The sequence below is a fragment of the Streptomyces sp. PH9007 genome (assembly GCF_059813725.1).
Window position 1 is genome coordinate 5,579,528 of sequence record NZ_CM187440.1, and the last position, 22,703, is coordinate 5,602,230.

The following is a 22,703-nucleotide window of genomic DNA, read 5'->3' on the forward strand; positions in this document are numbered from 1 at the left end:
AGCCGCACCATGAGCACCACCCCCGCCCCCGCCGCCGCCCCGCGCGGCAGATCCGCCGACGGATCCCCCGACAAGCTCCGCGTCGCCCTCGGCAGCGCCGTCGGCACCACCGTCGAGAACTACGACTTCCTCGCCTACGGAACCGCCGCCGCCCTCTACTTCGACGAGGTCTTCTTCCCCGGCCAGTCCAGCTTCGCCGCCACCCTCGCCTCCTTCGCCACCCTCGGCGTCGGCTTCGCGATGCGCCCCATCGGCGGCATCATCGGCGGCCACCTCGGCGACCGCATCGGCCGCAAGCCCGTCCTGGTCGGCGCCCTCATCCTGATGGGCGTCGCCACCACCCTCATCGGCTTCCTGCCCACCTATGAGCAGGTCGGTATCCTCGCCCCCGCCCTGCTGGTGCTGCTCCGCCTCGTCCAGGGCATCGGCTTCGGCGCCGAATGGGGCGGCGCCATCCTCATGACGTACGAACACGCCCCGCTGCGCAGCAAGGGCCGCTACTCGGCGATACCCCAGGCCGGCGTGCCGCTGGGTCTGCTGCTCGCCAACGTCGCCTTCCTGATCGCCGCACAGTTCGACAGCCACCTCGCCTGGCGCATCCCCTTCATCCTGTCCGCCCTGCTGATCGCCGCCGGCATGATCATCCGGCTCAAGGTCTCCGAGTCCCCCGAGTTCGAGGAGATGCAGGCGACCGAGGGCGTCGCCAAGTCCCCCGTCCTGGAGGTCCTGCGCAACGACTGGCGCACCGTACTGCGCGTCATCGGGCTGCGGCTGGCCGAGACCGGTGGGTTCTACGTCATCGTGACCTACCTCCTCAGCTACATGAAGGACGAGGGCCTCTCCACCCGGGCCGTCCACCTCACGGCGCTGATCACCGCCGCTCTGCTCGGCGTCGGCGCGACCATCCTCTTCGGCCACCTTGCCGACCGGTTCGGCCGCCGGCCCGTCTATCTCACCGGCACGATCCTGACCCTGCTGTACGGCTTCCCGCTGTTCCTGCTGGTCAACACCGCCCACCCGGCGATGATCGTGATCGCCTTCATCCTCGGCCTGACCCTGTGCCACGACATGCTGGCCGGCACCCAGGGCGCCTGGTTCTCCGAACTGTTCAGCGCCCGGGTCCGTACCTCCGGCGCCTCCATCGGCTACCAGTTCTCCGCCGCCATCTCCGGGTTCATCCCCTTCATCGCCGCGATGCTGGCAGGGGCCTGGGGCTGGAAGGGAGTCGCTGTGCTGTACTGCGCCGTCGGACTGATCGGACTGATCGCTGTTCTCAACACGAAGGAGACCAGCCCGGCCCATACGGTTCCCAACCAGCAGCCGGAACCGGAATCCGCCGGCGCCCGCTGACCCGTACCCGTCCGTCCCCCTACCACCACCACTGCACCCCACCGCACCAGCAGCCAGCGCGAGGAACCATGCACGCTCAGCTCACCGAGATAACCGCCGAACGCAGAGCGGCCGGCGCCGCACTGCCCGCCTTCACCTGCTACGACCTGGTCACGGCAGGGGCGGTGGTGGCCGCCGCCGAGCAGCATGGTTCCCCGCTGGCGCTGCTGGTCTCCCCGAAGGCCGCCGCCGCCCCGGGCGGCCTGGAACTGATCCGCGCGCTGCGCACTCTCGCCGACCACTCCACGGTCCCGGTCTGCGTCCAGCTCGACCACGCCACCGACGCCGATCTCATCGTGGCGGCGGTCGAGGCCGGCGCCGACTCCGTACTCGCCGACGGATCGCGCGGCGGATTCGACGCCAACGCCGCCTTCGTCGCGGACGTGCGGGCCCGGCTGGCCGGACGCACCGCGCGCCCCGTCGCCATCGAGGCGGAGCTGGGCCGGATCGAGGGCAACGAGGACATCGCCGTCGTCGCCGCCCAGGTCGCGGCCGGCGCCCTCACCGACCCCGACACCGTCCCGGAATTCCTCGACCGCTCCGGCGCCGACCTGCTCGCCGTCTCCATCGGCAACATCCACGGCCGCTACCCCACCGAACCCCAGCTGGACTGGGCCCGGCTGGCCGCCGTACGCGAGCGCACCGACGCCCCCCTGGTGCTGCACGGCGCCTCCGGACTGCCCCCGGCCGACCTGTCGCTCGCCATCGGCCAAGGCATCACCAAGGTCAACGTCAACACCGAACTGCGGCAGACCGTCTTCGACACCCTCGCCGACGGCGTACCCCGGCTGCGCTCGGCCGGCCTCGACCTGGACGGGCTGCTCGCCGGCTGGCGCACCGCCCTCACCGACCGGGCCACCACCATCATCCACGCCCTGACCGCGAGCGGAGCCACCCGATGAAGACCATCGTCCTGGACGACGACCCCACCGGCACCCAGTCGGCGACCGGCGTACCCGTCCTGCTCGGCCCCGAGGAGCCGGGGCTGGCCAAGCGCCTCACCGAGGTGCTGCGCCACGACGACGCCGTCTACGTCCTCACCAACAGCCGCGCCATCGACGAGGCCGCCGCCATCGACCTCGTCACCCGCATCCGGGAGGCCGGCGAGGCCGCCGCCGGGGCGCTGGGCGAGGACGGGATACGGTTCGTGCTGCGCGGTGACTCCACCCTGCGCGGCCATGTCTTCCCCGAGTCCGACGCCTTCGCCACCGCCGACTCGGTGCTGCTGTTCCTGCCCGCCTTCCCGGCCGGCGGCCGGACGACGCGCGACGGCGTGCACTACGTACGGGTCGGTGAGTCGGACATTCCCGCCGCCGAGACCGAGTACGCCGACGACCCGGTCTTCGGCTTCGGCGCCAGCGAGATGACCGCCTATGTCGCCGAACGGGGTGGCGGCCGGGCGGCGCTGACCGTCCCCCTGGCCGGGATCCGGGACAGCGGCGGCGCCACGGTGGCCGAGGCGCTGCTGAACGCGGCGCCCGGCACGGTGATCGCCCCCGACGCGGTCAACGACGCCGACATCGACCTGGTGCACCGGGGCCTGGAGCAGGCGTGGGCGGCCGGCCGTACCGTGGTCGTCCGCTGCGCCGCGCCGCTGGCCGCCCGCTGCGCCGGCGCGGTCAGCCCCGGGCTGCTGCCCGCGCCGCTGGAGCGTCCGGCCGGCCCCGTGCTGATCGTGTGCGGCTCGCACACCTCGGGCGCCACCGCGCAGCTGGCCGTGCTGGAGCGCGAGCGCGGCATCCGGTCTCTGCTGCTGGACACGGCGGCGGCACTGGCCGACCCGGCGGCGGCGGGGCGTGATCTGGTGGCCGCCGCCCGTACCGAACTGGCCGGGGCCGGGGTCGCGGTGATCGCCAGCGAGCGGCAGCGGCAGGCAGCCAACAACACCCTGGACCACGGCGAGCGCGTGATGACGGCGCTGACCACCGCCGTACGGGAACTTGCCCCCGGGGTCGCGGCGGTGATCGCCAAGGGCGGCATCACCTCGGCGGAGGTGGCGCGTACCGGACTCGACACGGGTACGGCCCGGGTACGCGGCCAGGTGCTGCCCGGTGTCAGCGTCTGGGACCTGGCTACTGAATCGGGCACCGTGCCGTATGTGGTGGTCCCCGGCAATGTGGGGGATGACCGCACCCTGGCGGAGGCCCTGGCGCGGCTGGGCGGCTGACCCCGGCCTGCGTGTCGTGAATGCCCGTTCTGTCCCCGGCCGGGGATGATCGCCTCTGATCTCTCCGGCCCGGAAGGAACACCATGTCCACGTTCTTGTTCCGCATCGGAAGGTGGTCCTTCGGACACCGCCGGATCGTGCTGGCGATCTGGCTGCTCATCGCCGTCGTCGCGATCGGTGCCGCCACCGCCAGCGGTGGCAAGACCAACGACAACTTCACCATCCCGGGCACCGAGTCGCAGCGCGCCACCAACCTGCTGAGCGAGCGCGTACCGGATCTGAGCGGCGGACAGACCCAGCTGGTTTTCGCCGCCGAGGGCGACGGCCGGATCGTCGACACCCGGCAGCGCGACGCCATCGAGAAGTCGGTCCAGAACCTCAAGGCGGTGCCGCAGGTCGCCGTCGCCACCGACCCCTTCCACGGCGGGGCCGTCTCCCCGGACGGCACCATCGGTCTGGGGTCGGTGCAGTACAGCGTGCAGCCCGGCAGCGTGGACGAATCCACCCTGGAGGACGTGAAGAAGGCGGTGGAACCGGCGCAGGCGGCCGGGGTGCATGTCGCCTACTCCGGCAGTGTCTTCCCCGGCTGGAACGCCGCGCCCTCCGAGACACCGGAGATCGTCGGCGTCATCGTCGCGCTGATCATCCTGCTGATCACCTTCGGCTCCCTCGTCGCGGCCGGGATGCCGATCATCACCGCGATCCTCGGCATCCTCATCACCATCATGTCGGTGACCGCCCTGGCCGCCGTGGTGAATGTCGCCACCGCCTCCACCACCGTCGCCATCATGCTCGGCCTGTCCTGCGGCATCGACTACGGCCTGTTCGTCCTCTACCGGCACCGCAACCACGTCCTGCGTGGCATGGACCCGCAGGACTCGGCCGCGCTGTCGGTGGGCACCGCCGGCAGCGCCGTGGTCTTCGCCGCGCTCACCGTGATCATCGCGCTGTGTGGCCTGTCGGTGGTCGGCATCCCGTTCCTGGCCGTCATGGGCCTGTGCGCGGCCGGCGCGGTGCTGGTCGCCATGCTGATCGCGCTGACGCTGCTGCCGGCGATGCTCGGCTTCGCCGGGCCGCACATCGTGAGGTTCCCGGGCCGCCCGCGCCGGCTGCACGCGCGCCTGGAGCGCACCGCGCACACCGCCGCCACCGCCCCCGAGGAGCATCGCGGCGCGCGCTGGGGCGCGTTCGTCGTACGGCACCGGGTGCCGGTGCTGATCCTCGGGGTGCTGCTGCTGGGGCTGCTGGCGCTGCCCGCCACCCACATGCGGCTCGGACTGCCGAGCGGCGCCTCCCAGCCGACATCCAACACCCAGCGCCAGGCCTACGATCTGATCACCGAGGGCTTCGGGGTGGGAGCGAACGGGCCGCTGCTGATCGTCGCCGACCACGTCACGGACAAGAGCCAGACCGATCAGCTGATGGCGGCGCTGGGCAAACTGCCGGACGTGGCCGCCGTGCAGCCGCTGACCATGGCCAACGACGTCTCCGTCATCCAGGTCACCCCCGGCGGCGGACCGAACGACGAGGCCACCACCTCCCTCGTGCACCGTATCCGCGGCGACCGCACCGCGATCGAGGGCGACACCGGAGCGGCCATCCTGGTGGGCGGCAACACCGCCTCCAACATCGATGTCTCCGCCAAGCTCTCCTCCGCCCTCCCCGTCTTCCTGATCGTCGTCGTGGGCCTGGCGTTCATCCTGCTGACCTTCGCCTTCCGCACCTTCTTCGTCCCGCTCAAGTCGGTGCTCGGCTTCCTGCTGTCGATCCTGGCCGCCTTCGGCGCCCAGGTCGCGGTCTTCCAATGGGGCTGGGGACAGCACCTGTTCAACATCGAACCCGCCGAGACCGTCAGCTTCCTCCCGATCATCATGCTGGCGATCATCTTCGGGCTCTCCAGTGACTACGAGGTCTTCGTCGTCTCCCGCATCAAGGAGGACTACACCCGCACCGGCGAGGCGCGCGGCGCGGTGGTGCGCGGCATGTCCCACTCCGCACGGGTGGTGACCGCCGCCGCGCTCATCATGTTCTCGATTTTTGTCGCGTTCATGTTCACCAGTGACGCCACCATCAAGGCCATCGGCTTCAGCTTCGCCATCGGCGTGCTGCTGGACGCCTTCGTGGTACGCCTCACGCTGGTGCCCGCGGTGATGGCCATCGTCGGGGGCCGCATCTGGTCCCACCCGCGCTGGTTCCGCCGGCTGCCCGACCCCGACATCGAGGGCAAGCGCCTGGAGCACGCCCACGGTTCCTGACCGGGCGGCCGGCGGGACACCGGTCCCGGCCCGGCTACCAGATGGCCTCCACCCACTCCGGGTGGTCGATGAACGGGTTGCGGTTGTTCTGGTAGTCCTCGAAGATCACCTCGTTGCGGCGCCGCTCCTCCGCGTCCGGCGGGTCCTGCTCGTGCCACTCCTTGAGCACCGACAGCCGGCCGAGGTAGGGCACGCTGCCGTTCCCCGCCGTGTTGTTGACCTCCAGATCGGCGAACCCGTCACCGCCCTCGTACCGCACCGCCATGTAGAACACCATCCGGGCGACATCGCCCTTGACCGCGTCCCGGGGCTCCCAGGAGTCGGCGTCCGTGTAGTTGCCGGGCGCGCCCGAGACGGCGCTGCCGCCGTTGTCGAAGTCCTTGTTGCCGCGCACGCTGTTGACCTGGACGTCCTCGGGCCGCAGATGGTGCAGGTCGGTGCCGGGGCCGGCCGCGGTGCCGAAGTTGCCGTGCGACTGCGGCCACACGTGTTCGCGGTTCCACTGCCCGGTATTGCCGCCGTTGTTGGCGGCGCTGCGGGAGATGCCGCTGTATATCAGCACCACGTTGCCGGGCCGGTTCGGATCGGCGTCCGTTACCTTGAGGGCCTCCCACACCTGGGAGTACGTCAGCTTGGTGGTGTCCGCGCTGATGATCTCGTGCAGCGCCTGCTTGAGCGGCTCGCCGCTCTTGCCCAGCGCGTCACGGTAGTAGACGTCGTCGGCCGCGGTGGCCTGCGGCAGCGGCGCGACGAACACCGCCGTCAGCGCCGCGATCGCGGCCGGCAGCAGGATCCGCCTGCCGCGCCCACGCCCGCGCGCGGGGCCGGAGACGGTATCGGGGACGGGTGCGGGGGGTGCGCTCTGAGGCATGTGGGGGACCTCTCGGAGGACGGACCGTCCGCCGGCCTGACGGACGTTGTCGTGATCCTGCCACCACACGGCGCACACTACGCGCGTCCAGCACGACAGTTGGGTCAAGACCTCGTGTCCCACGGGCTACCGCCGCGCGAACGCACGGCGGGCGGGGAAGGAGCCCACGCTCCTTCCCCGCCCGCCGGCCGCACCGTCAGGCCCCGGTCACCGGCAGCCCTTCACGCACCTCACGGGCCGCCGCCACCAGGTTCTCCAGCGCCGCCCGCACCTCCGTCCAACCCCGCGTCTTCAGTCCGCAGTCCGGATTGACCCACAGCCGCTCGGCCGGAATCGCCGACAGCCCCTTGCGCAGCAGCGCCGCCGCCTCCGCCACGTCGGGCACCCGCGGCGAGTGGATGTCGTACACGCCGGGGCCCACCTCCCGCGGATAGCCGGCCGCGCCCAGCTCATCGGCCACCCGCATGTGGGAACGGGCCGCCTCCAGGCTGATCACATCGGCGTCCAGCTCGTCGATCGCCCGCAGGATGTCGCCGAACTCGGCGTAGCACATGTGGGTGTGGATCTGCGTGTCGGGACGCACCCCGGCCGTCGTCAGCCGGAACGCCTCGGTCGCCCACGCCAGGTACTCCTCGCGCTCGGCCGCCCGCAGCGGCAGCGTCTCGCGCAGCGCCGGCTCGTCCACCTGGATCACCGAACTGCCGGCCGCCTCCAGGTCCTGCACCTCGTCCCGCAGCGCCAGCGCCATCTGCCGGGCGGTCTCCGCCTGCGGCTGGTCGTCCCGCACGAAGGACCAGGCCAGCATCGTCACCGGACCGGTCAGCATGCCCTTCACCGGCCGCTCGGTCAGCGACTGCGCGTACCGCGTCCAGCGCACCGTCATCGGCTCCGGGCGCGAGAGGTCCCCGGCCAGGATCGGCGGCCGCACGTACCGGGTGCCGTAGGACTGCACCCAGCCGTGCCGGGTGGTCAGCGCGCCGGTCAGCTGCTCGGCGAAGTACTGCACCATGTCGTTGCGTTCGGGCTCGCCGTGCACCAGCACATCGAGCCCGGCGCGCTCCTGGAAACCGATCACCTCGTGGATCTCGGTCGCGATCCGGCCCTCGTACGCGGTCTCGTCGATGCGCCCGGCCCGCAGATCGGCGCGCGCCGTGCGCAGTTCACCGGTCTGCGGGAAGGACCCGATGGTGGTCACCGGCAGCAGCGGCAGCCCCAGCCGGTCGTGCTGCGCCGCCGCCCGCTCCGGGTAGGCGGCGGAGCGGCGCGCGTCGGCGTCCGTCACGGCGGCGGTACGGGCCCGCACCGCCGGGTCGTGGGCCAGCGGCGAGTTGGCCCGGGAGGCCAGATCGGCCCGGTTGGCGGCCAGCCGGGCGGTGATCGCCCCGGTGCCCTCGGACAGGCCGCGCGCCAGGGTGACGATCTCCTCGGTCTTCTGCACGGCGAACGACAGCCAGCGGGCCAGCTGCGGATCGATGTCCCGCTCCGCCGCGGCGTCCAGCGGCACGTGCAGCAGGGAGCAGGAGGCCGCCACGTCCACCCGGTCCGCGAGACCGAGCAGCGTGCCCAGGGTGCTCAGCGACGCACCCAGATCGTTGATCCACACATTGCGGCCGTCCACCACGCCCGCCACCAGGCGCTTGCCCGGCAGCCCGCCGGCGGCGGCCAGCTCCGGCAGGTTCGCCGCGGCGGGGCCGGTGAAGTCCAGCGCGAGCCCCTCGACCGGGGACTTCGCCAGCACCGGCAGCGCCTCGCCCAGCCGGTCGAAGTACGAGGCGACCAGCAGCTGCGGCCGGTCGGTCAGCGCGCCCAGCTGACGGTACGCGCGGGCGGTGGCGTTCAGTTCGGCCGGCGTCCGGTCCGCGACCAGCGCCGGCTCGTCCAGCTGCACCCAGCGGGCGCCCGCCGCCCGCAGATCGGCCAGCACCTCCGCGTACACCGGCAGCAGCCGGTCCAGCAGCGTCAGCGGCTCGAAGTCGTCCGCCACCCCCGGCGCCGGCTTGGCCAGCAGCAGGAAGGTGAGGGGGCCCACCAGCACCGGGCGCGCGGTGTGCCCAAGCGCCAGCGCCTCCTTCAGCTGCGCGACCTGAGTGGCGGAGTCGGCGCTGAAAACGGTGTCAGGACCCAGCTCCGGGACGAGATAGTGGTAGTTGGTGTCGAACCACTTCGTCATCTCCAGCGGCGCCACGTCCTGGGTGCCGCGCGCCATGGCGAAGTAGCCGTCCAGCGGGTCTGCGGCGACGGCGGCCCGGTGCCGCGCGGGGACGGCGCCGACCATGACGGCGGTGTCCAGGACGTGGTCGTAGTACGAGAAGTCGCCGGTGGGCACCTCGTGGACGCCGGCGTCGGCCAGCCTGCGCCAGTTGTCGCGGCGCAGTGCGGCGGCGGTACCGTGCAGGGCGGCGGCGTCGGTGCGGCCCTTCCAGTACCCCTCGATGGCCCTCTTCAGCTCCCGGTCGGGCCCCTGCCGGGGTACGCCGTACACGGTGGCCCGTGCTGCCGCGGCTGCGGACTGTGCGGTCACGGAACTCTCCTTCGCGAGTGTCACTCCGGTGTCCGGTGGACCACTGCGGGGGCGCGAAGGGGCGATCGCCCGGGCGTGCGCGGGACGGAGCCCGCCGGTCGCCCGACGCGTGACGCCGACCCACCCTCGAGGGTCACCGGGAACCGCGCACGGATGCGCGCGGACAGCGGCAGGTCTTCGGACTCGCGGGCGTTGCTCGCCGGATGACGAGGCTTCCTAGTGGCCGTCGCTTCCCAGAGCCGGGCATCGGCTCCAGTGCGTATGACGGCGGTCGTTCCCGCTCACCGCTGCGGGGCAGTCCCGGATTCCCACCGGGTTCCCTCTTACGACGCGTCTGCCTGGCGGGCAGGGCGAACCAGCTGCGTCCGCCACCCTAAGCGGTCCACCCCGTCACCGGACACCCCGTTCGTATGCCGGACGTGTCATCGCGCGGCGCGCCGGCCGCCGCGTACTGCCAGAACTCCCGCGTCAGCCGCGGCGGGCTGGGATCGGTCATCGCCCGCTGGGTCAGCAGCAGCGCCACGGTCCCCGTCGCCGGGATGATGTGCCCCGACGTGCCGGTGCCCCCCACCCAGCCGTAGCGGCCCGGCACCGTCCCGGGAACGGTCTGCGCGACATCGACCGAGCCGCCGAAGCCCCAGCCCTGCCTCTCCAGAAACAGCCGGGCCGCGGCGCGCTGCGGCGCCGTCAGATGATCGGTGATCAGCAGCCGTACCGCCTCCCGCGACAGCACCCGGGACCCGCCGTCCGGTGCCGCGCCCCCGTTCAGCAGCATCCGGGCGATCGCGCTCCAGTCGTGGACCGTCGAGACCAGCCCGCCCGCGCCCGAGGGGAACGCCGGCAGGCTGCTCCACTGGCCGTGAGCGCCGATCAGATCAGCGATCAAGCACACCCATGCATCTCGACAGGACGGCGCTCTGCGTCACCGAATCCGCCCGCCAGTCCGTACCGAGACGTGCTGCGACAGGTCGGTCGAAGCTCTTGCATTCACGCATTCACAAGCCGTGTTGGACGGACTCGTCGACCAGGAGCAGCACGAGCCGGGCCCGGACAGGACACAGTCACCGATCCCCGCCCGGGGCCGGCGGCTACTGGGCATCCGTGAGGGCGGTCAGCTCGACGCGCACCGCCGGGGCGACGTAGGGCGCGTCGTGGTACGGCTCGCCGTCAAACGGCTCGCACCACTCGCCAGTGACGATCCACCCGTCGCGGGCCGGGACGTCGCCGACCAGCTTCTCGTCGAGCGGGTCGCACCAGTACTCGCCGGTCTCCTCGTTGACCTCGTCACCATCGTGCTCGGCGCACCAGCCCAGCGGGCCCTGCTCGGGGCAGTCGACGTACAGGTGCCGGTCCGACTCGTGATCCGCGCGCACGAACAGCTGCTGATGCGTGGTCATGCGGTCCACCGTAGGAGTGCGACCGGGGCCGCCCGTTGGCGAACGCCAAGTTCACGTGTGCCGGGTACCGGAGCAACTGTTGATGACCGGTCGGCCGAGGGGCCTCGGGTATGAGCTGCACCCGGACCGGGTGCAACAGTGAGCTGTTGAGCAATGTGATGTTGCGGCAGTCAAGCACCAAACGATGGTCAACAGCGAGTAGCTTCCTTGCCTGCACAGCAAAGAAAAATGTTCTGGCTACACAGCTGAACAGCAGAAGAAAAATGAACTTACCGAGAGAGGATCGTCTCCTCTTGGAAATGTGCCACTGAACGCTACTAATTAATTATAATTCCCGGGATAGGGAAATTAGAAGAAGGGTCAAAAATAGCAATAATTGGGCCAGCTCTTTCCTGTCCGCACTGATGAGGCAGACTGCGTCTAGGTTCTAGACGGTCTGCCCGGACAGACTGTCTGGCTGTCCGGGCAGAGAGCGGAGAGGCGGTCCGGGCTACTCGCAGGAACCCTTGCGCGTAGTACCGAGTATGCGTCCACGACTCTGTCCAGACAGTCTGGGAGCAGTGTCCGGACACTGTCCCGACGCGTGTTCCTGTGTATCCATCTGTATCAAAGTGCAACGCAAAACCAGATCTTTTGCAACGCAAATGAATCTTCCAAGATTTCATCAATTGGGAAAATTAATTATCAAAGCAAGGTTATCCTGAAAGCTTACCAATCCCGATGCACTTTCGAAACTTAGCCCAAGCATCTGGATGACGGAACCTCGAAAAAAGGTGGTCGAATTTCCATGCCCAACAAAGAACTATGGTTCTGATTTGATAAATTGCAGCCGCAGATGGCCGCGCCGAAGTGTGGCATCGAAAATTAGAAGAGGTGTGACATCAGGGCTGCATTGTGGTGCGAATTTGGTGTACAGTATGTTGGTGCAGAACGCTTGCGAGCAGTGCTCCAGCAAGCAAGGTCCGTGACATGGATGGACCCCATGGCTAGCCCTGCAGAGCCAAACCATGGGGTCAACGGGTGCCGGACCTAGTGGGCCTGACCCTGCCAGGGGTCAGGCCCACCTGCGCTTCTACCCGAACCAGGAGATCACGGTGTCCGTCATCTCCACGGCCAGGGCCAGGGCCAACAGCATCTGCTGAGCCCGAAGGAACCAGGTCCACCACCCCGGCGCACCGCCCTCGTCTGGAGGACCGTCACCGGCGTGAGTAGGCATCCGCATCACCCCCCTCCTACATGAACCCAGCTGGATCTCATGCAGTCAGGTAGTGCCCAATTACAGTAGCACGGGGGGCTGTTCTGGCGAGCGCCCCTGGATTACCCACGAATTGCAGCCCAACACGTAGTCCTACCCTTGCACCGAATTCTGGAGGACCCTAATTTAGGGTCCCAGAATCACCGCAGGTCAGCGCATGCGGACGGAGTGATGGGCTAGTTCATTGGCCCCCCATCTGGGCAACATGGACGGCACCCTCCTGGGGGCCACCTGCCAGGGCACACAGACCTCGGAGAGGACCCTGTGACCGCAGGCCAGCGCAGGCAGCGGGGTCCGTACGGCGAAGGCCTGGTGGATGAGCTGGTGGTGCAGATGATGGACGGCAGAGGCCAACCACGCCGAGCGGGTCAGACGATGTCCTCGGAGACCCCCTCTCCTCCCAGTGCGCGGCGACCTCGGGGTCACAGCTGAGGTGGACGTCGCGAAAAGGGCGAAGCCGATCGGCTTTCCGCATTCGGTGCAGTTGCGATTGGGCCGGGGCGGCGTGTGCGTGGACAGCGGCTGAGTGCAGGGGGCTCGGAGCGGCTTGTGGAGGCTGACCTTCACTGGCAGTTCGGGGGCCGGGTTCGCGGTAGCGGTCCATGCCGAGCTGTACCTGGTCGGGGCGGGCGGCGATCGCCTTCCGCCGCCGGATGAGGAACGTCTCCCGGGCCTGGTTCGGCATCACCGGCGGGCGCGGTCTTCGCCTCGTCCATGGCGCGTGCGCGGACGGCCTGGTCTTTGTACTCCTCCCACCAGCGGGCGGGCACTTCACCGCTTGCCTTGAGCCGGGCGGCTTCGGTCTCGGACGCGCGTGCGCGGCGCAGCCTGGCGGCCTGTACTTGGCCCGCGGCCTCGGTGAGGTCCTTCTCCTGAAGGGCCTCGCGGCCGTCGGCGAGATCGGCCTGATCGAAGCCCCCTCGCCAGGCGGCAGCGCGGGCGGTCATCTGGGTGCGCTCCAAGCGGTGCGGGAGGTGAGCACGTCGAAGACGGTGATCGGCCGGGCGGCGGGCACCACGTCCTCCAGCGGGCTTTGCGGGGTACGCACCACCACCGGGTCGGCCAGCTCGGGCAGCCAGGTGCTGACCGGATCCTCCAGGGCCAGGGCGCCCTCGTCCAGCAGCGTCAGCACAGCTGCCGCGACCACCGGTTTGGTGAGCGAGGCGAGCCGGAAGAGGGTGTCCGGCGTCATCGGGGTGATGCCCGCGGTGTCGGCGTGGCCCGCCACGACCAACTCGACGCGGTCACCGTGGGACACCAGCGCCACCGCGCCGGGCACGGTGCCGTCCGCGACCCGGCGTTCGAGCAAGGCCTGCAGCGTCGGGAGAGTCGTCATGGCACCAGCCTGCGGCACCCCGCCCACCGCGCGGGCGTCACTGGGCGCGCGAACCCGCCCACACCATGAGGAAGATCAGCGCGACCACCACATGGCCCAGCACCCCGTACAGGAACAGCCGGGGCAGGAAGCCGGGCGGCAGCTCGCCGCTCTTCTCGCGCTTGGCGGGCTTCCCGGCCGGTGCGGCCGGTGCTGTTGGCGCGGGTGACACCGGTGGCGTGCCTTCGCCCGGTGCCGCGTGCTCCTCGCGTGGCGTCATGGCAGGACCGTCTCCCTTCCGTCGCCGCCCAGGCAGAGCTGGGCGGCCCCGCTGCGCAGCAGGGTGTGCACGAACAGCAGTTCCACACCCTCGGGATCGGCGGCGCCGATCCGGTGCGGGGTGAGCGAGTCGAAGTGCGCGCTGTCGCCCGGCTCCAGCAGATACCGCGCCTCGCCGAGGGAGAGCCGCAGCCGTCCGCCGAGCACATACAGCCACTCCTCGCCGGCGTGCACCCGGACCAGGTCGTCCTGGCCGCCGCCGTACGGCACCCGGACCCGCAGCGCCTGCATCGCGCGGGCGGGTCCGCCCGCCGGCCAGTACGTCCAGCCGTCCGCCTCGCGGGCACCGGGCCCGGCGTGCGGGCCGCCGCGCACGACGGGGTCGGCCGCCGCGGGCAGCTCGCCGAGCAGCTCGGCCACCGTCGTACCGTAGATCCGGGCCAGGGACAGCAGCATCGGCAGCGAGGGCTGGCGCTGCCCGGTCTCCAGCCGGGACAGATGGGCGGGGGAGAGCCCGGCCCGGCCGGCGGCCGACTCCAGGGTCAGCCCGGCCCGGCTGCGCAGCTCGCGCAGCCGGGGAGCCATCGCCGGCAGCTCGGAGGTCATGGCTCCGATGCAAGCAGCCTCTCGCCCCAGAGGCAAATCGTTTGCCTCTCAGGCAAAAATCCTGTGCGTCCGGTTCGCCCTCCGAACGCCCTGTCGGGCCGGTTCGGCGAGGAGTAGAGTCCCCTCGGAAAGCGCTTACTGCGCTTGCTGTGGAATGCTGAGATCCGCCCTGGTTCGGAGGAACCTCCCGCATGGCAACGCCCGAAGGGCCGCTCGACCACCACTACCGTGGCGAACACCCCGTACGTACCCTCGCCTATCTCTTCCGCGGCAGCCGCCCCCAGGTCGCCGGAGCCCTCGTCGTCTTCGTGATCAAGCACAGCCCCGTATGGCTGCTGCCCCTGGTCACCGCCGCCATCGTCGACACCGTCGTGCAGCACCTGCCCATCAGCCAGCTGTGGAGCAGCGCCGGCGTCGTGATGATCATCCTGATCATCAACCCGCCGCTGCACCTGCTCTACGTCCGGCTGCTGTACGGCAGCATCCGCCGGGTGGGCACCGCCCTGCGCTCGGCGCTGTGCACCCGCATGCAGCAGCTGTCCATCGGCTACCACTCCCGGATCAGCGCCGGTGTGCTCCAGGCCAAGGTGGTCCGCGACGTCGAAACCATCGAACAGATGGTGCAGCAGTCCTCGGACACCGGCCTCGGCGCCATCACCGTCCTCATCGGCGGCCTGGTCATCATCGGCATCCGCACCCCCGAGTTCCTGCCCGTCTTCCTCATCGTGGTGCCTGTCGCCGCCCTCCTCGTGATGCGGCTGCGGACCCGGCTGCGCACGCACAACGAGGAGTTCCGGCACGAGGTCGAGAACCTCTCCTCCCGGGTCACCGAGATGACCCGGCTGATCTCCGTCACCCGCGCCCACGGCCTGGAGCCCAGCGCGCTGCGCCGCATGGACCACACCTTGGGCAACGTGCTGCGCTCCGGCTTGCGTCTCGACCTGCTCAACGGCCGCTTCGCCTCGCTGGCCTGGGTGTTCCTCAACGCCCTGGGCGTGCTCTTCCTCACCGGTTCCGCGCTCATCGCCTACTACGAGGTGTGGGACGTGTCGGCCGGCGACGTGGTGATGCTCAGCGCGTTCCTCACCACCCTCACCAACTCCACCACCACCTTGATGGGCCTGGCACCCGTGATCACCAAGGGTCTGGAATCGGTGCGGTCGGTCGGTGAGGTCCTCCAGGCACCCGCGCTGGAGGAGAACGAGGGCAAGACCGCGATGACCTCGCTGCGCGGCGCCATCGAGTTCGAGAACACCGGGTTCCGCTACGAGGAGGCCGAACGGCCCTCGGTGCGCGACTTCACGCTGTCCGTCCAGCCGGGCGAGACCATCGCCCTGGTCGGCGCGTCCGGGGCAGGCAAGTCCACGGTGCTCAACCTCGTCATCGGCTTCATCCGGCCCACCAGCGGCCGGCTGCTGCTGGACGGCACCGACATGAACACCCTGGACCTGCGCACCTACCGGCGCTTCGTCTCCGTGGTGCCCCAGGAGTCCATCCTGTTCGAGGGCACCATCCGCGAGAACGTCGCCTACGGCATGGACGATGTCGACGACGACGCCGTCCGGGCCGCCCTGCGCGACGCCAACGCCCTGGAGTTCGTCGAGCGGATGCCCGGCGGCCTGGACGCGGTGGTCGGTGAGAGCGGCGGCCGGCTCTCGGGCGGCCAGCGGCAGCGGCTCGCCATCGCCCGCGCGCTGATCCGCAACCCCCGGGTGCTGATCCTGGACGAGGCCACCTCGGCGCTGGACACCCGCTCCGAGGCGCTGGTCCAGCAGGCGCTGGGCCGGCTGGTCGCGGGCCGCACCACCTTCGTGGTCGCGCACCGGCTGTCCACGGTGCGCAACGCGGACCGCATCGTGGTGATGCGCGACGGCGGCATCGCCGAGATCGGCACTCATGAGGAACTGCTGGAGCGGGGCGGGGCGTACGCCGGCCTCCAGCGCGGTCAGCTCACCTGATCCAGACCCGTGGGCGGGGGCGGCGGGCGGCGCGGCACGGCCACCCGCCGCCCCCGGCCGGGGTCACACCGACAGGTCGCGCCGGTGGCGGACACCGGGCCGCCCATCGATCTCGGTCTCGCCGGCCTCCGCGAACCCGTTGTGCCGCAGCACCGCCCGCGACGCCCCGTTGTCCAGCGTCGTGACGGCGGTGAGCGTGTGCAGCCCGTACGCGCTCACCGCCAGCCGGCACAGCTCACCGACCGCCGCCGTGGCGACGCCCCGGCCCGCCGTGCGCTGCCCGATCCGGTAGCCGACCTCGGCCGTGCCGGCCGCCGCGTCCACCAGATTGGCCCGGCCGATCAGCTCCCCGTCCGCGTCCAGCACCACGTGGAAGTGGATGGCCCCGGTCTCCTGCTCGGCGAGCAGCGCCCGGTGCCGGTCGGCGAACTCCGCGAAGTACGCGTCGCCCCGGTCCGGGACGGACCGCGCGAACCAGGCGCGGTTCTCCCGTTCGAAGGCGAGCAGCGCGGACGCGTGGTCCGCGTGCAGCCGTTCCAGTGTGAACATGCCCGGCAGTGTACGGAGCGGCCCTCAGCCGTCGAGCAGCGACAGCTCCATCGTGGCCAGCCGCACCGGATCGCCGACGGTGTCCATCGCCGTGATCAGGCCGGCCTCGACCGTGAAGACCGCCACCGCCACCGAGCGGCCCCCGGCCCGGGTGACCGCCCCGACCCGGCCGTCCACCAGCGCGAGCCGGGCGCCCCCGTACTCCCGGGCGAAGCGCGAGGCGCCCCGCGCCAGCCGCTCCGCGCCGCGCAGCACCGTGCCGTCGTCCGAGCGCAGCACCACATCGGGGTGCAGCACCGTCACCAGCGCCCGCAGGTCCCCCTCGCGGGCGGCGGACAGGAACGCCGTCACCACCTCCCGGTGCCGGGCGTCCGCCGGGCCCGCACCGGTCGCCCGCGTGCCCGGCCCCGCACCGCGTACCCGGCGCCGGGCCCGGGACGCCAGCTGCCGCGTCGCCGCCTCGCCCCGCCCCACGATCGGGGCGATCTCCTCGTAGGGCACGGCGAACATGTCGTGCAGCACGAACGCCAGGCGCTCGGCCGGGCTCAGCGTCTCCAGCACCACCACCAGCGCGGCTCCCACCGAGTCGGCCAGCAGCGCCGCCCGCTCGGGATCGGCGCCCGCCTCCCGGGGCGCGGTGAGGGCCGGCTCGTGCCCCTCGGGCAGCGGCTCCTCGCGCCGGGTCCCGCGTGAACGCAGCAGGTTCAGGCACACCCGGCCGGTGATGGTGGTCAGCCAGCCGCCCAGGTTGGTGACATCGGCGTCCCCGGCGCGCGCCGCGCGCAGCCACACCTCCTGCACGGCGTCCTCGGCCTCGGCCGCCGAGCCCAGCATCCGCCCCGCCATGGCCCGCAGCCGGGGCCGGTGTTCCTCGAACCGTGCCGCCAGGGCCTCGTGGTGATCCATCGCCCGCTCTCCTCGCACTCCTCGCGCACCGCGCTCCTGCCCCGTTGACCCGCGCGGGGCAGCGGTTGTGACACGGTGTGCGGCGCCGCCGGGACGCCGTCCGACGTGCGGCTTCCGGCAGCGTGCCCAACTGTTACCCGCCAGTACTGCCGAAGTTATTGACGGTTCACTGCCACAACCCTAGGTTGACCGGGCGGTTGACCGGAGGGCGTGGGCGCAGGGGGGTTTCCCGGCCGCCGCCTCCGGCTGTCGTACATCGTCGTACGCGCCTGTCCTCGGGAGACACACCATGCGAAGAAGCACTTGGATTCTGTCCGGTACGGCCGTCGTCGTGCTCGCCGCATCGGCCGTGACCCGGTTCGCCGTATACCCGGAGGTGCACCAGCTGCCCTCCGACACCGACAGCGTCTTCGCGTACACCGGAACCGCCTCGCTGCTCAACGCCGAGGCCCTGGAGGCGGGCGACGTGGCCAACGCCTTCCTCACCGACATCCCGGTGTCCGTCGAGCGGCACGTCAAGGTCGTGGACACCGACGGCGGCACGGCCGTGGTCACCGACGACGTGACCGTCAACGGCCCCGACGGCTCCCCGCTGTCGGCCACCGCCCACCGCTGGGCCGTGGACCGCACCGACCTGGTGAACAGCCCGGCGCCCGAGGGCAGCGAGGCCGAGGAGCACCAGGGCCTGGTGATCTCCTGGCCGCTGGAGCCGGAGGAGAAGGACTACACCTTCTGGGACCCGACCACCGCCACCGAGGCCCCGGCCGTCCACGACCGCACCGAGGACCTGGAAGGCCGTACCGCCTACGTGTACGTCATCGACGCGGCCGGGCCGCTCGGTGACCCGGCCATCGCCGAACGGCTGCCCCAGGCCCTGCCGAAGGACCTGCTCGCCGGCATCGCCCAGACCCTGCCCGCCGACCAGCTGCCGCCGCCGGAGGCCCTGGAGGCGCTGCCCGACCCCGTACCCCTGACGTACGCGGCCACCGTGCAGCGCACCGCCTGGATCGACTCCGAGACCGGCATGGTGCTCGACGGCTCGCTCCAGCAGACCATCGTGGCCCAGACCGCGGGCCCCGACGGGCAGCCGGTCACCCTCGCCCCGGTCAACACCATGGCCATCGAGGGCACCCCGGAGGGCGTGACCGAGCGCGCCGACGACGCCTCCGCGGCGGCGCGGCTGCTGTGGCTGATAGGCGTCCTGGCCCCGCTGGGTCTGGCCGGGATCGCGGTCGTGCTGCTCGCGGTCGCCGCCACCCTGGAGGTGCGCGGCCGGCGCAACCCGGCGACCGACTGAGCCACCTCCGCACCGCACCACCGGCACCCGGTTCCCCCGGACCCCTCAACGGCGAGGGGAGCGGGGGGCCGGGTGCCGGCGCGAGCGGGCGAAGGACCGGCCGGGCCCGCCCGCACCGCCGTCAGGCCCGCCCGTGTGCCGCCCGGGAGCGGCGCGCCGCCGAATCCAGCGCCACCGCCAGCGCCAGCACCAGCCCGGTCACGATGAACCGGAAGGACGAGTCCAGGTCCAGCAGCGTCAGCCCGCTGGAGATCGACTGGATCACCAGGATCCCCAGCAGCGCCGAGAACGCGCTGCCCCGGCCGCCGAACAGCGACGTGCCGCCGATCACCGCCGCCGCGATCGCGTTCAGATTGACGTCGCCCGCCCCGCTGGCCTGGTTCGCCGCCGCCAGCCGCGACGCCGCCAGCACCCCGCCCAGCGCGGCCAGCGACGAGCACAGCATGAACACCGAGGTGTACGTGCGCCGTACGTTGATCCCGGCCCGCCGCGCCGCCTCCGCGTTCCCGCCGACCGCGAACACCGAACGCCCCCACCCGGTGCGGGTCAGCGCGTAGTTGAGCACCAGCACCAGCGCCACGAAGGCGACGAACATCCATCCCACGCCCCGGCCCTGGTTCAGGTACCAGACCGCGAAGCCGCCGCCCGCCAGCACCAGCGCGCTGCGCAGCGCCAGCAACGTGCTGGAACGGGCCGACAGACCCGCCGCCCGCCGGGTGCGGGCCAGCGCCGACCCGGTGCAGAACAGCGCGACCGCCGCGGCCACCACCAGCACGTACGACAGCCACGCCGGGACGAACGCCAGCTGCGCGAAGTGCACAAGCCCCGACTCGTAGGGGAGGTTGATCGCCCCGGTGCTGCCCAGCAGATACAGCTGGACGCCCAGGAAACTGAGCAGCCCGGCCAGCGTCGCCACGAAGCTGGGCACCCCCAGCCGGGTGACCAGCTGCGCGTACAGCCAGCCGATCGCCGCGCCGGCCCCGATCGCCGCCGCCAGCGAGAGCGGCAGCGGCCAGCCGGAGTTGACGAAGGTGACGGCGGTCAGCGCGGCGGACAGCCCGCTGACCGAGCCGACCGACAGATCGATCTGGCCCACCAGCAGCACACACACCACGCCGAGCGCGATCACCCCGACCGCCACGGACTCCATCAGCAGATTCACCAGGTTGGCGCTGGAGAGGAACACCGGGTTGAGGATCTGGAACACCGTCCAGATGACGGCCAGTCCGGCGATGATCGGCAGCGGGCCCACGTCCCCGGCCCGCAGCCGCTCCCACAGCGCGCGCAGCACCTCGCGCCGGCCGCCGCCGTGCCGCAGCCGCTCGTCCAGCAGATCGAGCGGCGCGGCGGTCTTGATCTCACTCATCGTCCCGGCTCCCCTGACGCGTTCCCCTGTGGTCCTCCGGTACCGGCACCGCACCGACGATCGCCGCGATGATGTCCTGCTCGGAGACGGCGGCGGTGTCGAAGACGCCGTTGTTGCGGCCCAGCCGCAGCACGGCCACCCGGTCCGCCACCGCCCGGACGTCCGCCATGTTGTGACTGATCATGATCACGCCCAGGCCCCGGTCCCGCAGCCGCTGGATCAGCGCCAGCACCTCCGCGCTCTGGGCCACCCCGAGCGCCGCGGTCGGCTCGTCCAGGATGATCACCTTGGGGTCGCCGAGCAGCGACCGGGCGATCGCCACCGTCTGCCGTTGACCGCCCGACAGCGAGGCCACCGGCACCCGTACGGTCGGGATCTTCGCCGACAGCTGCCGCAGCAGCTCCCACGAGCGCAGCTCCATCGCCACCTCGTCCAGCCGCGAGCGCCGCACCTCCTGGCCCAGGAACAGATTCCCGACCACGTCGAGGTTCTCGCACAGCGCCAGATCCTGGAACACGGTGGCGATGCCCAGCGCGTGCGCCCCGGCCGGCGAACCGATCGTCACCTCGGCGCCCTCGAAGGTGACGGTCCCGCTGTCCGCGCGGTGCACCCCCGCCAGCACCTTCACCAGCGTGGACTTGCCCGCCCCGTTGTCCCCGACGACGGCGACCACCTCACCGGCCGTCACCTCCAGGTCGACCCCGCTGAGCGCCGCCACCGCGCCGAAGTTCTTGCTGATGCCGCGCAGCGACAGCACCACCGACATGGCACGCCCCCCTCAGCCCGCGTCCGTGACGCCGGCCGCCTCGCACGCCGCCGCGTACTGCCCGGTGCACACCTCGGCGGCGGTGAGCTGATCCGAACCGGCCAGCACCTCGGCGAGGTTGTCCACCGTCACCACGGTGGGCTCGAACAGCTGGGCCGGGGTGTCGAAGAGCGTGGTCTCTCCGGCCGGTTCCTCGCCCTGGAGGAACTGGTACGTCACCTCGGCCGCAGCCTCCGCCACGATCTTGATGGGCTTGGAGATGGTGTTGTACTGGTCGCCCGCCACGATCCGCTGTGCCGCCGCGACCTCGAAGTCATTGCCGGTGACGGGCGGGACCGGCACCCCGGCCGCCTTGAACGCGGCGATCGCCCCGCCGCCCGTACCGTCGTTGGCGGCCACCACCCCGGCGATCCCGTCGCCGAACCGGGTGATCTGGCCGCCCACCCATTCCTGCGCCTTGGCCGGCTGCCAGTCCGGGGTGTCGTACTCGGCCAGCAGCTCGAAGCCGCTGTCGTCGATCGCGTTGTGGATGCCCTGTTTGATGAGCCCGGCGGCGGCGTCGGTGGGGGAGCCGTTGACCTGGAGCAGCCCGCCCTGCGCGCCGGAGGCCCGCAGCTCCTCGACGAGGGAGAGTCCGATGGACTCGCCGATCTTCTCGTTGTCGAAGGAGATGTAGTAGTCGGGCGCGGTGCCCAGGACCGGCCGGTCGTAGGCGATCACCGGAACGCCCTGCGCGCGGGCGGTACCGACGATGCCGGCCGCCGCGTTGGAGTCGACCGGGTCGATGACGATGGCGCTCACTCCCTGGGCGAGCGCGGAGTTGGCCTGCTGCTGCTGGCGGGAGGCGTCGGCGTTGGCGTTCTGGTAGATGACCTCGCAGTCGCCGCACAACTCCTTGATCCTGGCCTCGAACAGCGGGCTGTCGTACAGCTCGTAGCGCGGCGAGGCGATGTCCGGCATGAGGAAGGCGATCTTGCCGCCCCCGCCCCCGCCCCCGCTGCCCTTGCCGTCGGCCGCCTCGTTGGCGGCGCAGCCGGTGGCGGCGAGGGTCAGGGCTATCAGAGCGGCGGTCAGAAGCGTCAGCGGTCGGCGTCTGGGCACGGCGGTGTGTCCTTTCACGACGGGACGGTGCGGTTGAGGCAGAGCAGGGCCGCGGGCCCGGTGGGGTCGGCGGGCAGGGCGATCTCGGTGAACGCCACGTTCTCCACCCGGGGGAAGATCCGCCGGTAGTGGGAGAGCGGCAGTCCGAGCAGGTCGCACAGGGCGAGCCGCAGGATGGTGCTGTGCGCGACGACGAGCACGGTGCGGCCGGGGTGCCGCGCGTGCACGGACCGCAGGGCCCCGGCGGCCCGCGCGGCGGCCTCGGCGGGCGGCTCGGCTCCCGGGAACGGATGCGCCACCGGGTCGGCCACGAACCGCGCCACCAGCTCCGGGTCCGCCTCCTGCCGGGTCCGCCCCTCCAGCGTGCCGAAATCCGCCTCCCGCAGGCCGGGTTCGCGTTCGACGGAGGTACCCACCGCCTCGGCGGCCGGCGTCGCGGTCCGCACCGCCCGCCCCAGCGGCGAACTGACCACCACCTCGACCCCCTCACCGACGGTGGCCACGGCCAGCGCCGCGGTCTGCCGCTCCCCGGCCTCGGTCAGCGCGGGATCGGTACGGGCCCCCGCGTACCGGTTCTCCCGGTGCCACACGGTCTGCGCGTGCCGTACGAGCAGCAGCCGCCCCCGGGGTGGTGCGCCGGCCATCACCGCCACCCCCCGCGCACCGCGGCACCGCGTCCCCGGTGACCGGCGTCGCCGCTGCCGC

The 22,703-nt window shown here is 71.4% G+C and carries 20 protein-coding genes, 1 pseudogene and 1 riboswitch; of the genes and pseudogenes, 6 read left to right on the top strand and 15 right to left on the bottom strand.

Features of this window, described 5'->3' with window-relative positions:
* Window positions 1-9 precede the first annotated feature (9 nt).
* The 4 genes from ACTFAP_RS25575 to ACTFAP_RS25590 all read left to right on the top strand — a co-directional run bounded on the left by ACTFAP_RS25575 (window position 10) and on the right by ACTFAP_RS25590 (window position 5,811).
* Entirely contained in the window at window positions 10-1,350 is a 1,341-nt protein-coding gene (locus ACTFAP_RS25575) for an MFS transporter (RefSeq protein WP_500467530.1), read from the top strand.
* Window positions 1,351-1,418: 68 nt separating this feature from the next.
* Window positions 1,419-2,291, top strand: coding sequence for a class II fructose-bisphosphate aldolase (locus ACTFAP_RS25580; RefSeq protein ID WP_500467531.1), 873 nt, complete (start codon window positions 1,419-1,421; stop codon window positions 2,289-2,291).
* A complete protein-coding gene (locus ACTFAP_RS25585) occupies window positions 2,288-3,556 on the top strand; it encodes a four-carbon acid sugar kinase family protein (RefSeq protein WP_500467532.1) in 1,269 nt (422 codons plus the stop codon). The genes ACTFAP_RS25580 and ACTFAP_RS25585 overlap by 4 nt, the downstream gene beginning before the upstream one ends.
* An 83-nt stretch (window positions 3,557-3,639) precedes the next feature.
* The gene (locus tag ACTFAP_RS25590) at window positions 3,640-5,811 is read left to right on the top strand and encodes an MMPL family transporter (RefSeq protein WP_500467533.1); all 2,172 of its coding nucleotides are present in this window, start codon (window positions 3,640-3,642) and stop codon (window positions 5,809-5,811) included.
* Between the two features lie 34 nt (window positions 5,812-5,845).
* Here the strand turns inward: ACTFAP_RS25590 and ACTFAP_RS25595 are convergent, their stop codons facing one another.
* The 9 genes and pseudogenes from ACTFAP_RS25595 to ACTFAP_RS25635 all read right to left on the bottom strand — a co-directional run bounded on the left by ACTFAP_RS25595 (window position 5,846) and on the right by ACTFAP_RS25635 (window position 14,055).
* Window positions 5,846-6,682, bottom strand: a complete 837-nt coding sequence (locus ACTFAP_RS25595) for an endonuclease (RefSeq protein ID WP_495682510.1) — start codon at window positions 6,680-6,682, stop codon at window positions 5,846-5,848.
* 196 nt (window positions 6,683-6,878) lie between these two features.
* Window positions 6,879-9,203: a 5-methyltetrahydropteroyltriglutamate--homocysteine S-methyltransferase gene (metE, locus tag ACTFAP_RS25600; RefSeq protein ID WP_500467534.1), complete on the bottom strand. Its 2,325-nt coding sequence runs from the start codon at window positions 9,201-9,203 to the stop codon at window positions 6,879-6,881.
* Window positions 9,204-9,354: 151 nt separating this feature from the next.
* Window positions 9,355-9,579, bottom strand: a riboswitch (cobalamin riboswitch).
* A pseudogene (locus ACTFAP_RS25605) lies at window positions 9,577-10,062 on the bottom strand (serine hydrolase); the annotation flags it as partial. It overlaps the preceding riboswitch by 3 nt.
* 229 nt (window positions 10,063-10,291) lie before the next feature.
* On the bottom strand, window positions 10,292-10,600 hold the full coding sequence (locus ACTFAP_RS25610; RefSeq protein ID WP_500467535.1) for a hypothetical protein: 309 nt from the start codon (window positions 10,598-10,600) through the stop codon (window positions 10,292-10,294).
* Between the two features lie 1,072 nt (window positions 10,601-11,672).
* Window positions 11,673-11,816, bottom strand: coding sequence for a hypothetical protein (locus ACTFAP_RS25615; RefSeq protein ID WP_436977965.1), 144 nt, complete (start codon window positions 11,814-11,816; stop codon window positions 11,673-11,675).
* Window positions 11,817-12,418: 602 nt separating this feature from the next.
* Window positions 12,419-12,802, bottom strand: a complete 384-nt coding sequence (locus tag ACTFAP_RS25620) for a hypothetical protein (RefSeq protein ID WP_500467536.1) — start codon at window positions 12,800-12,802, stop codon at window positions 12,419-12,421.
* Window positions 12,799-13,191 (bottom strand): serine hydrolase domain-containing protein, encoded by a 393-nt coding sequence (locus ACTFAP_RS25625; RefSeq protein WP_500467537.1) that lies wholly within the window; start codon window positions 13,189-13,191, stop codon window positions 12,799-12,801. Before ACTFAP_RS25625 ends, ACTFAP_RS25620 begins: the two co-directional genes overlap by 4 nt.
* A 37-nt stretch (window positions 13,192-13,228) precedes the next feature.
* A complete protein-coding gene (locus ACTFAP_RS25630) occupies window positions 13,229-13,450 on the bottom strand; it encodes a hypothetical protein (protein WP_495682512.1) in 222 nt (73 codons plus the stop codon).
* The gene (locus ACTFAP_RS25635) at window positions 13,447-14,055 is read right to left on the bottom strand and encodes a helix-turn-helix domain-containing protein (protein WP_495682513.1); all 609 of its coding nucleotides are present in this window, start codon (window positions 14,053-14,055) and stop codon (window positions 13,447-13,449) included. The genes ACTFAP_RS25630 and ACTFAP_RS25635 overlap by 4 nt, the downstream gene beginning before the upstream one ends.
* Before the next feature lie 191 nt (window positions 14,056-14,246).
* Here ACTFAP_RS25635 and ACTFAP_RS25640 point away from each other — a divergent pair, with 191 nt between their 5' ends.
* Complete coding sequence (locus ACTFAP_RS25640; RefSeq protein WP_495682514.1) at window positions 14,247-16,013, top strand: ATP-binding cassette domain-containing protein; 1,767 nt, start codon at window positions 14,247-14,249, stop codon at window positions 16,011-16,013.
* A gap of 63 nt (window positions 16,014-16,076) precedes the next feature.
* Here the strand turns inward: ACTFAP_RS25640 and ACTFAP_RS25645 are convergent, their stop codons facing one another.
* Window positions 16,077-16,562, bottom strand: coding sequence for a GNAT family N-acetyltransferase (locus tag ACTFAP_RS25645; protein ID WP_500467538.1), 486 nt, complete (start codon window positions 16,560-16,562; stop codon window positions 16,077-16,079).
* A 24-nt stretch (window positions 16,563-16,586) separates the two neighbouring features.
* Window positions 16,587-17,468 carry a sigma-70 family RNA polymerase sigma factor gene (locus tag ACTFAP_RS25650; protein ID WP_500467539.1) on the bottom strand — a complete coding sequence of 294 codons (882 nt, stop codon included), beginning with the start codon at window positions 17,466-17,468 and terminating at the stop codon, window positions 16,587-16,589.
* A 289-nt stretch (window positions 17,469-17,757) separates the two neighbouring features.
* Here ACTFAP_RS25650 and ACTFAP_RS25655 point away from each other — a divergent pair, with 289 nt between their 5' ends.
* Complete coding sequence (locus ACTFAP_RS25655; RefSeq protein WP_500467540.1) at window positions 17,758-18,765, top strand: porin PorA family protein; 1,008 nt, start codon at window positions 17,758-17,760, stop codon at window positions 18,763-18,765.
* A gap of 121 nt (window positions 18,766-18,886) precedes the next feature.
* On the opposite strand, the gene ACTFAP_RS25660 is transcribed toward ACTFAP_RS25655, so the two are convergent.
* The 4 genes from ACTFAP_RS25660 to ACTFAP_RS25675 are packed head-to-tail and all read right to left on the bottom strand — an operon-like array spanning window position 18,887 to window position 22,642.
* A complete protein-coding gene (locus ACTFAP_RS25660) occupies window positions 18,887-20,131 on the bottom strand; it encodes a sugar ABC transporter permease (protein ID WP_500467541.1) in 1,245 nt (414 codons plus the stop codon).
* Complete coding sequence (locus ACTFAP_RS25665) at window positions 20,124-20,897, bottom strand: ATP-binding cassette domain-containing protein (RefSeq protein ID WP_500467542.1); 774 nt, start codon at window positions 20,895-20,897, stop codon at window positions 20,124-20,126. The genes ACTFAP_RS25660 and ACTFAP_RS25665 overlap by 8 nt, the downstream gene beginning before the upstream one ends.
* A 12-nt stretch (window positions 20,898-20,909) precedes the next feature.
* Entirely contained in the window at window positions 20,910-21,998 is a 1,089-nt protein-coding gene (locus ACTFAP_RS25670; protein WP_500467543.1) for an ABC transporter substrate-binding protein, read from the bottom strand.
* 14 nt (window positions 21,999-22,012) lie between these two features.
* Complete coding sequence (locus ACTFAP_RS25675; protein ID WP_495682520.1) at window positions 22,013-22,642, bottom strand: histidine phosphatase family protein; 630 nt, start codon at window positions 22,640-22,642, stop codon at window positions 22,013-22,015.
* Between the last annotated feature and the right edge of the window lie 61 nt (window positions 22,643-22,703).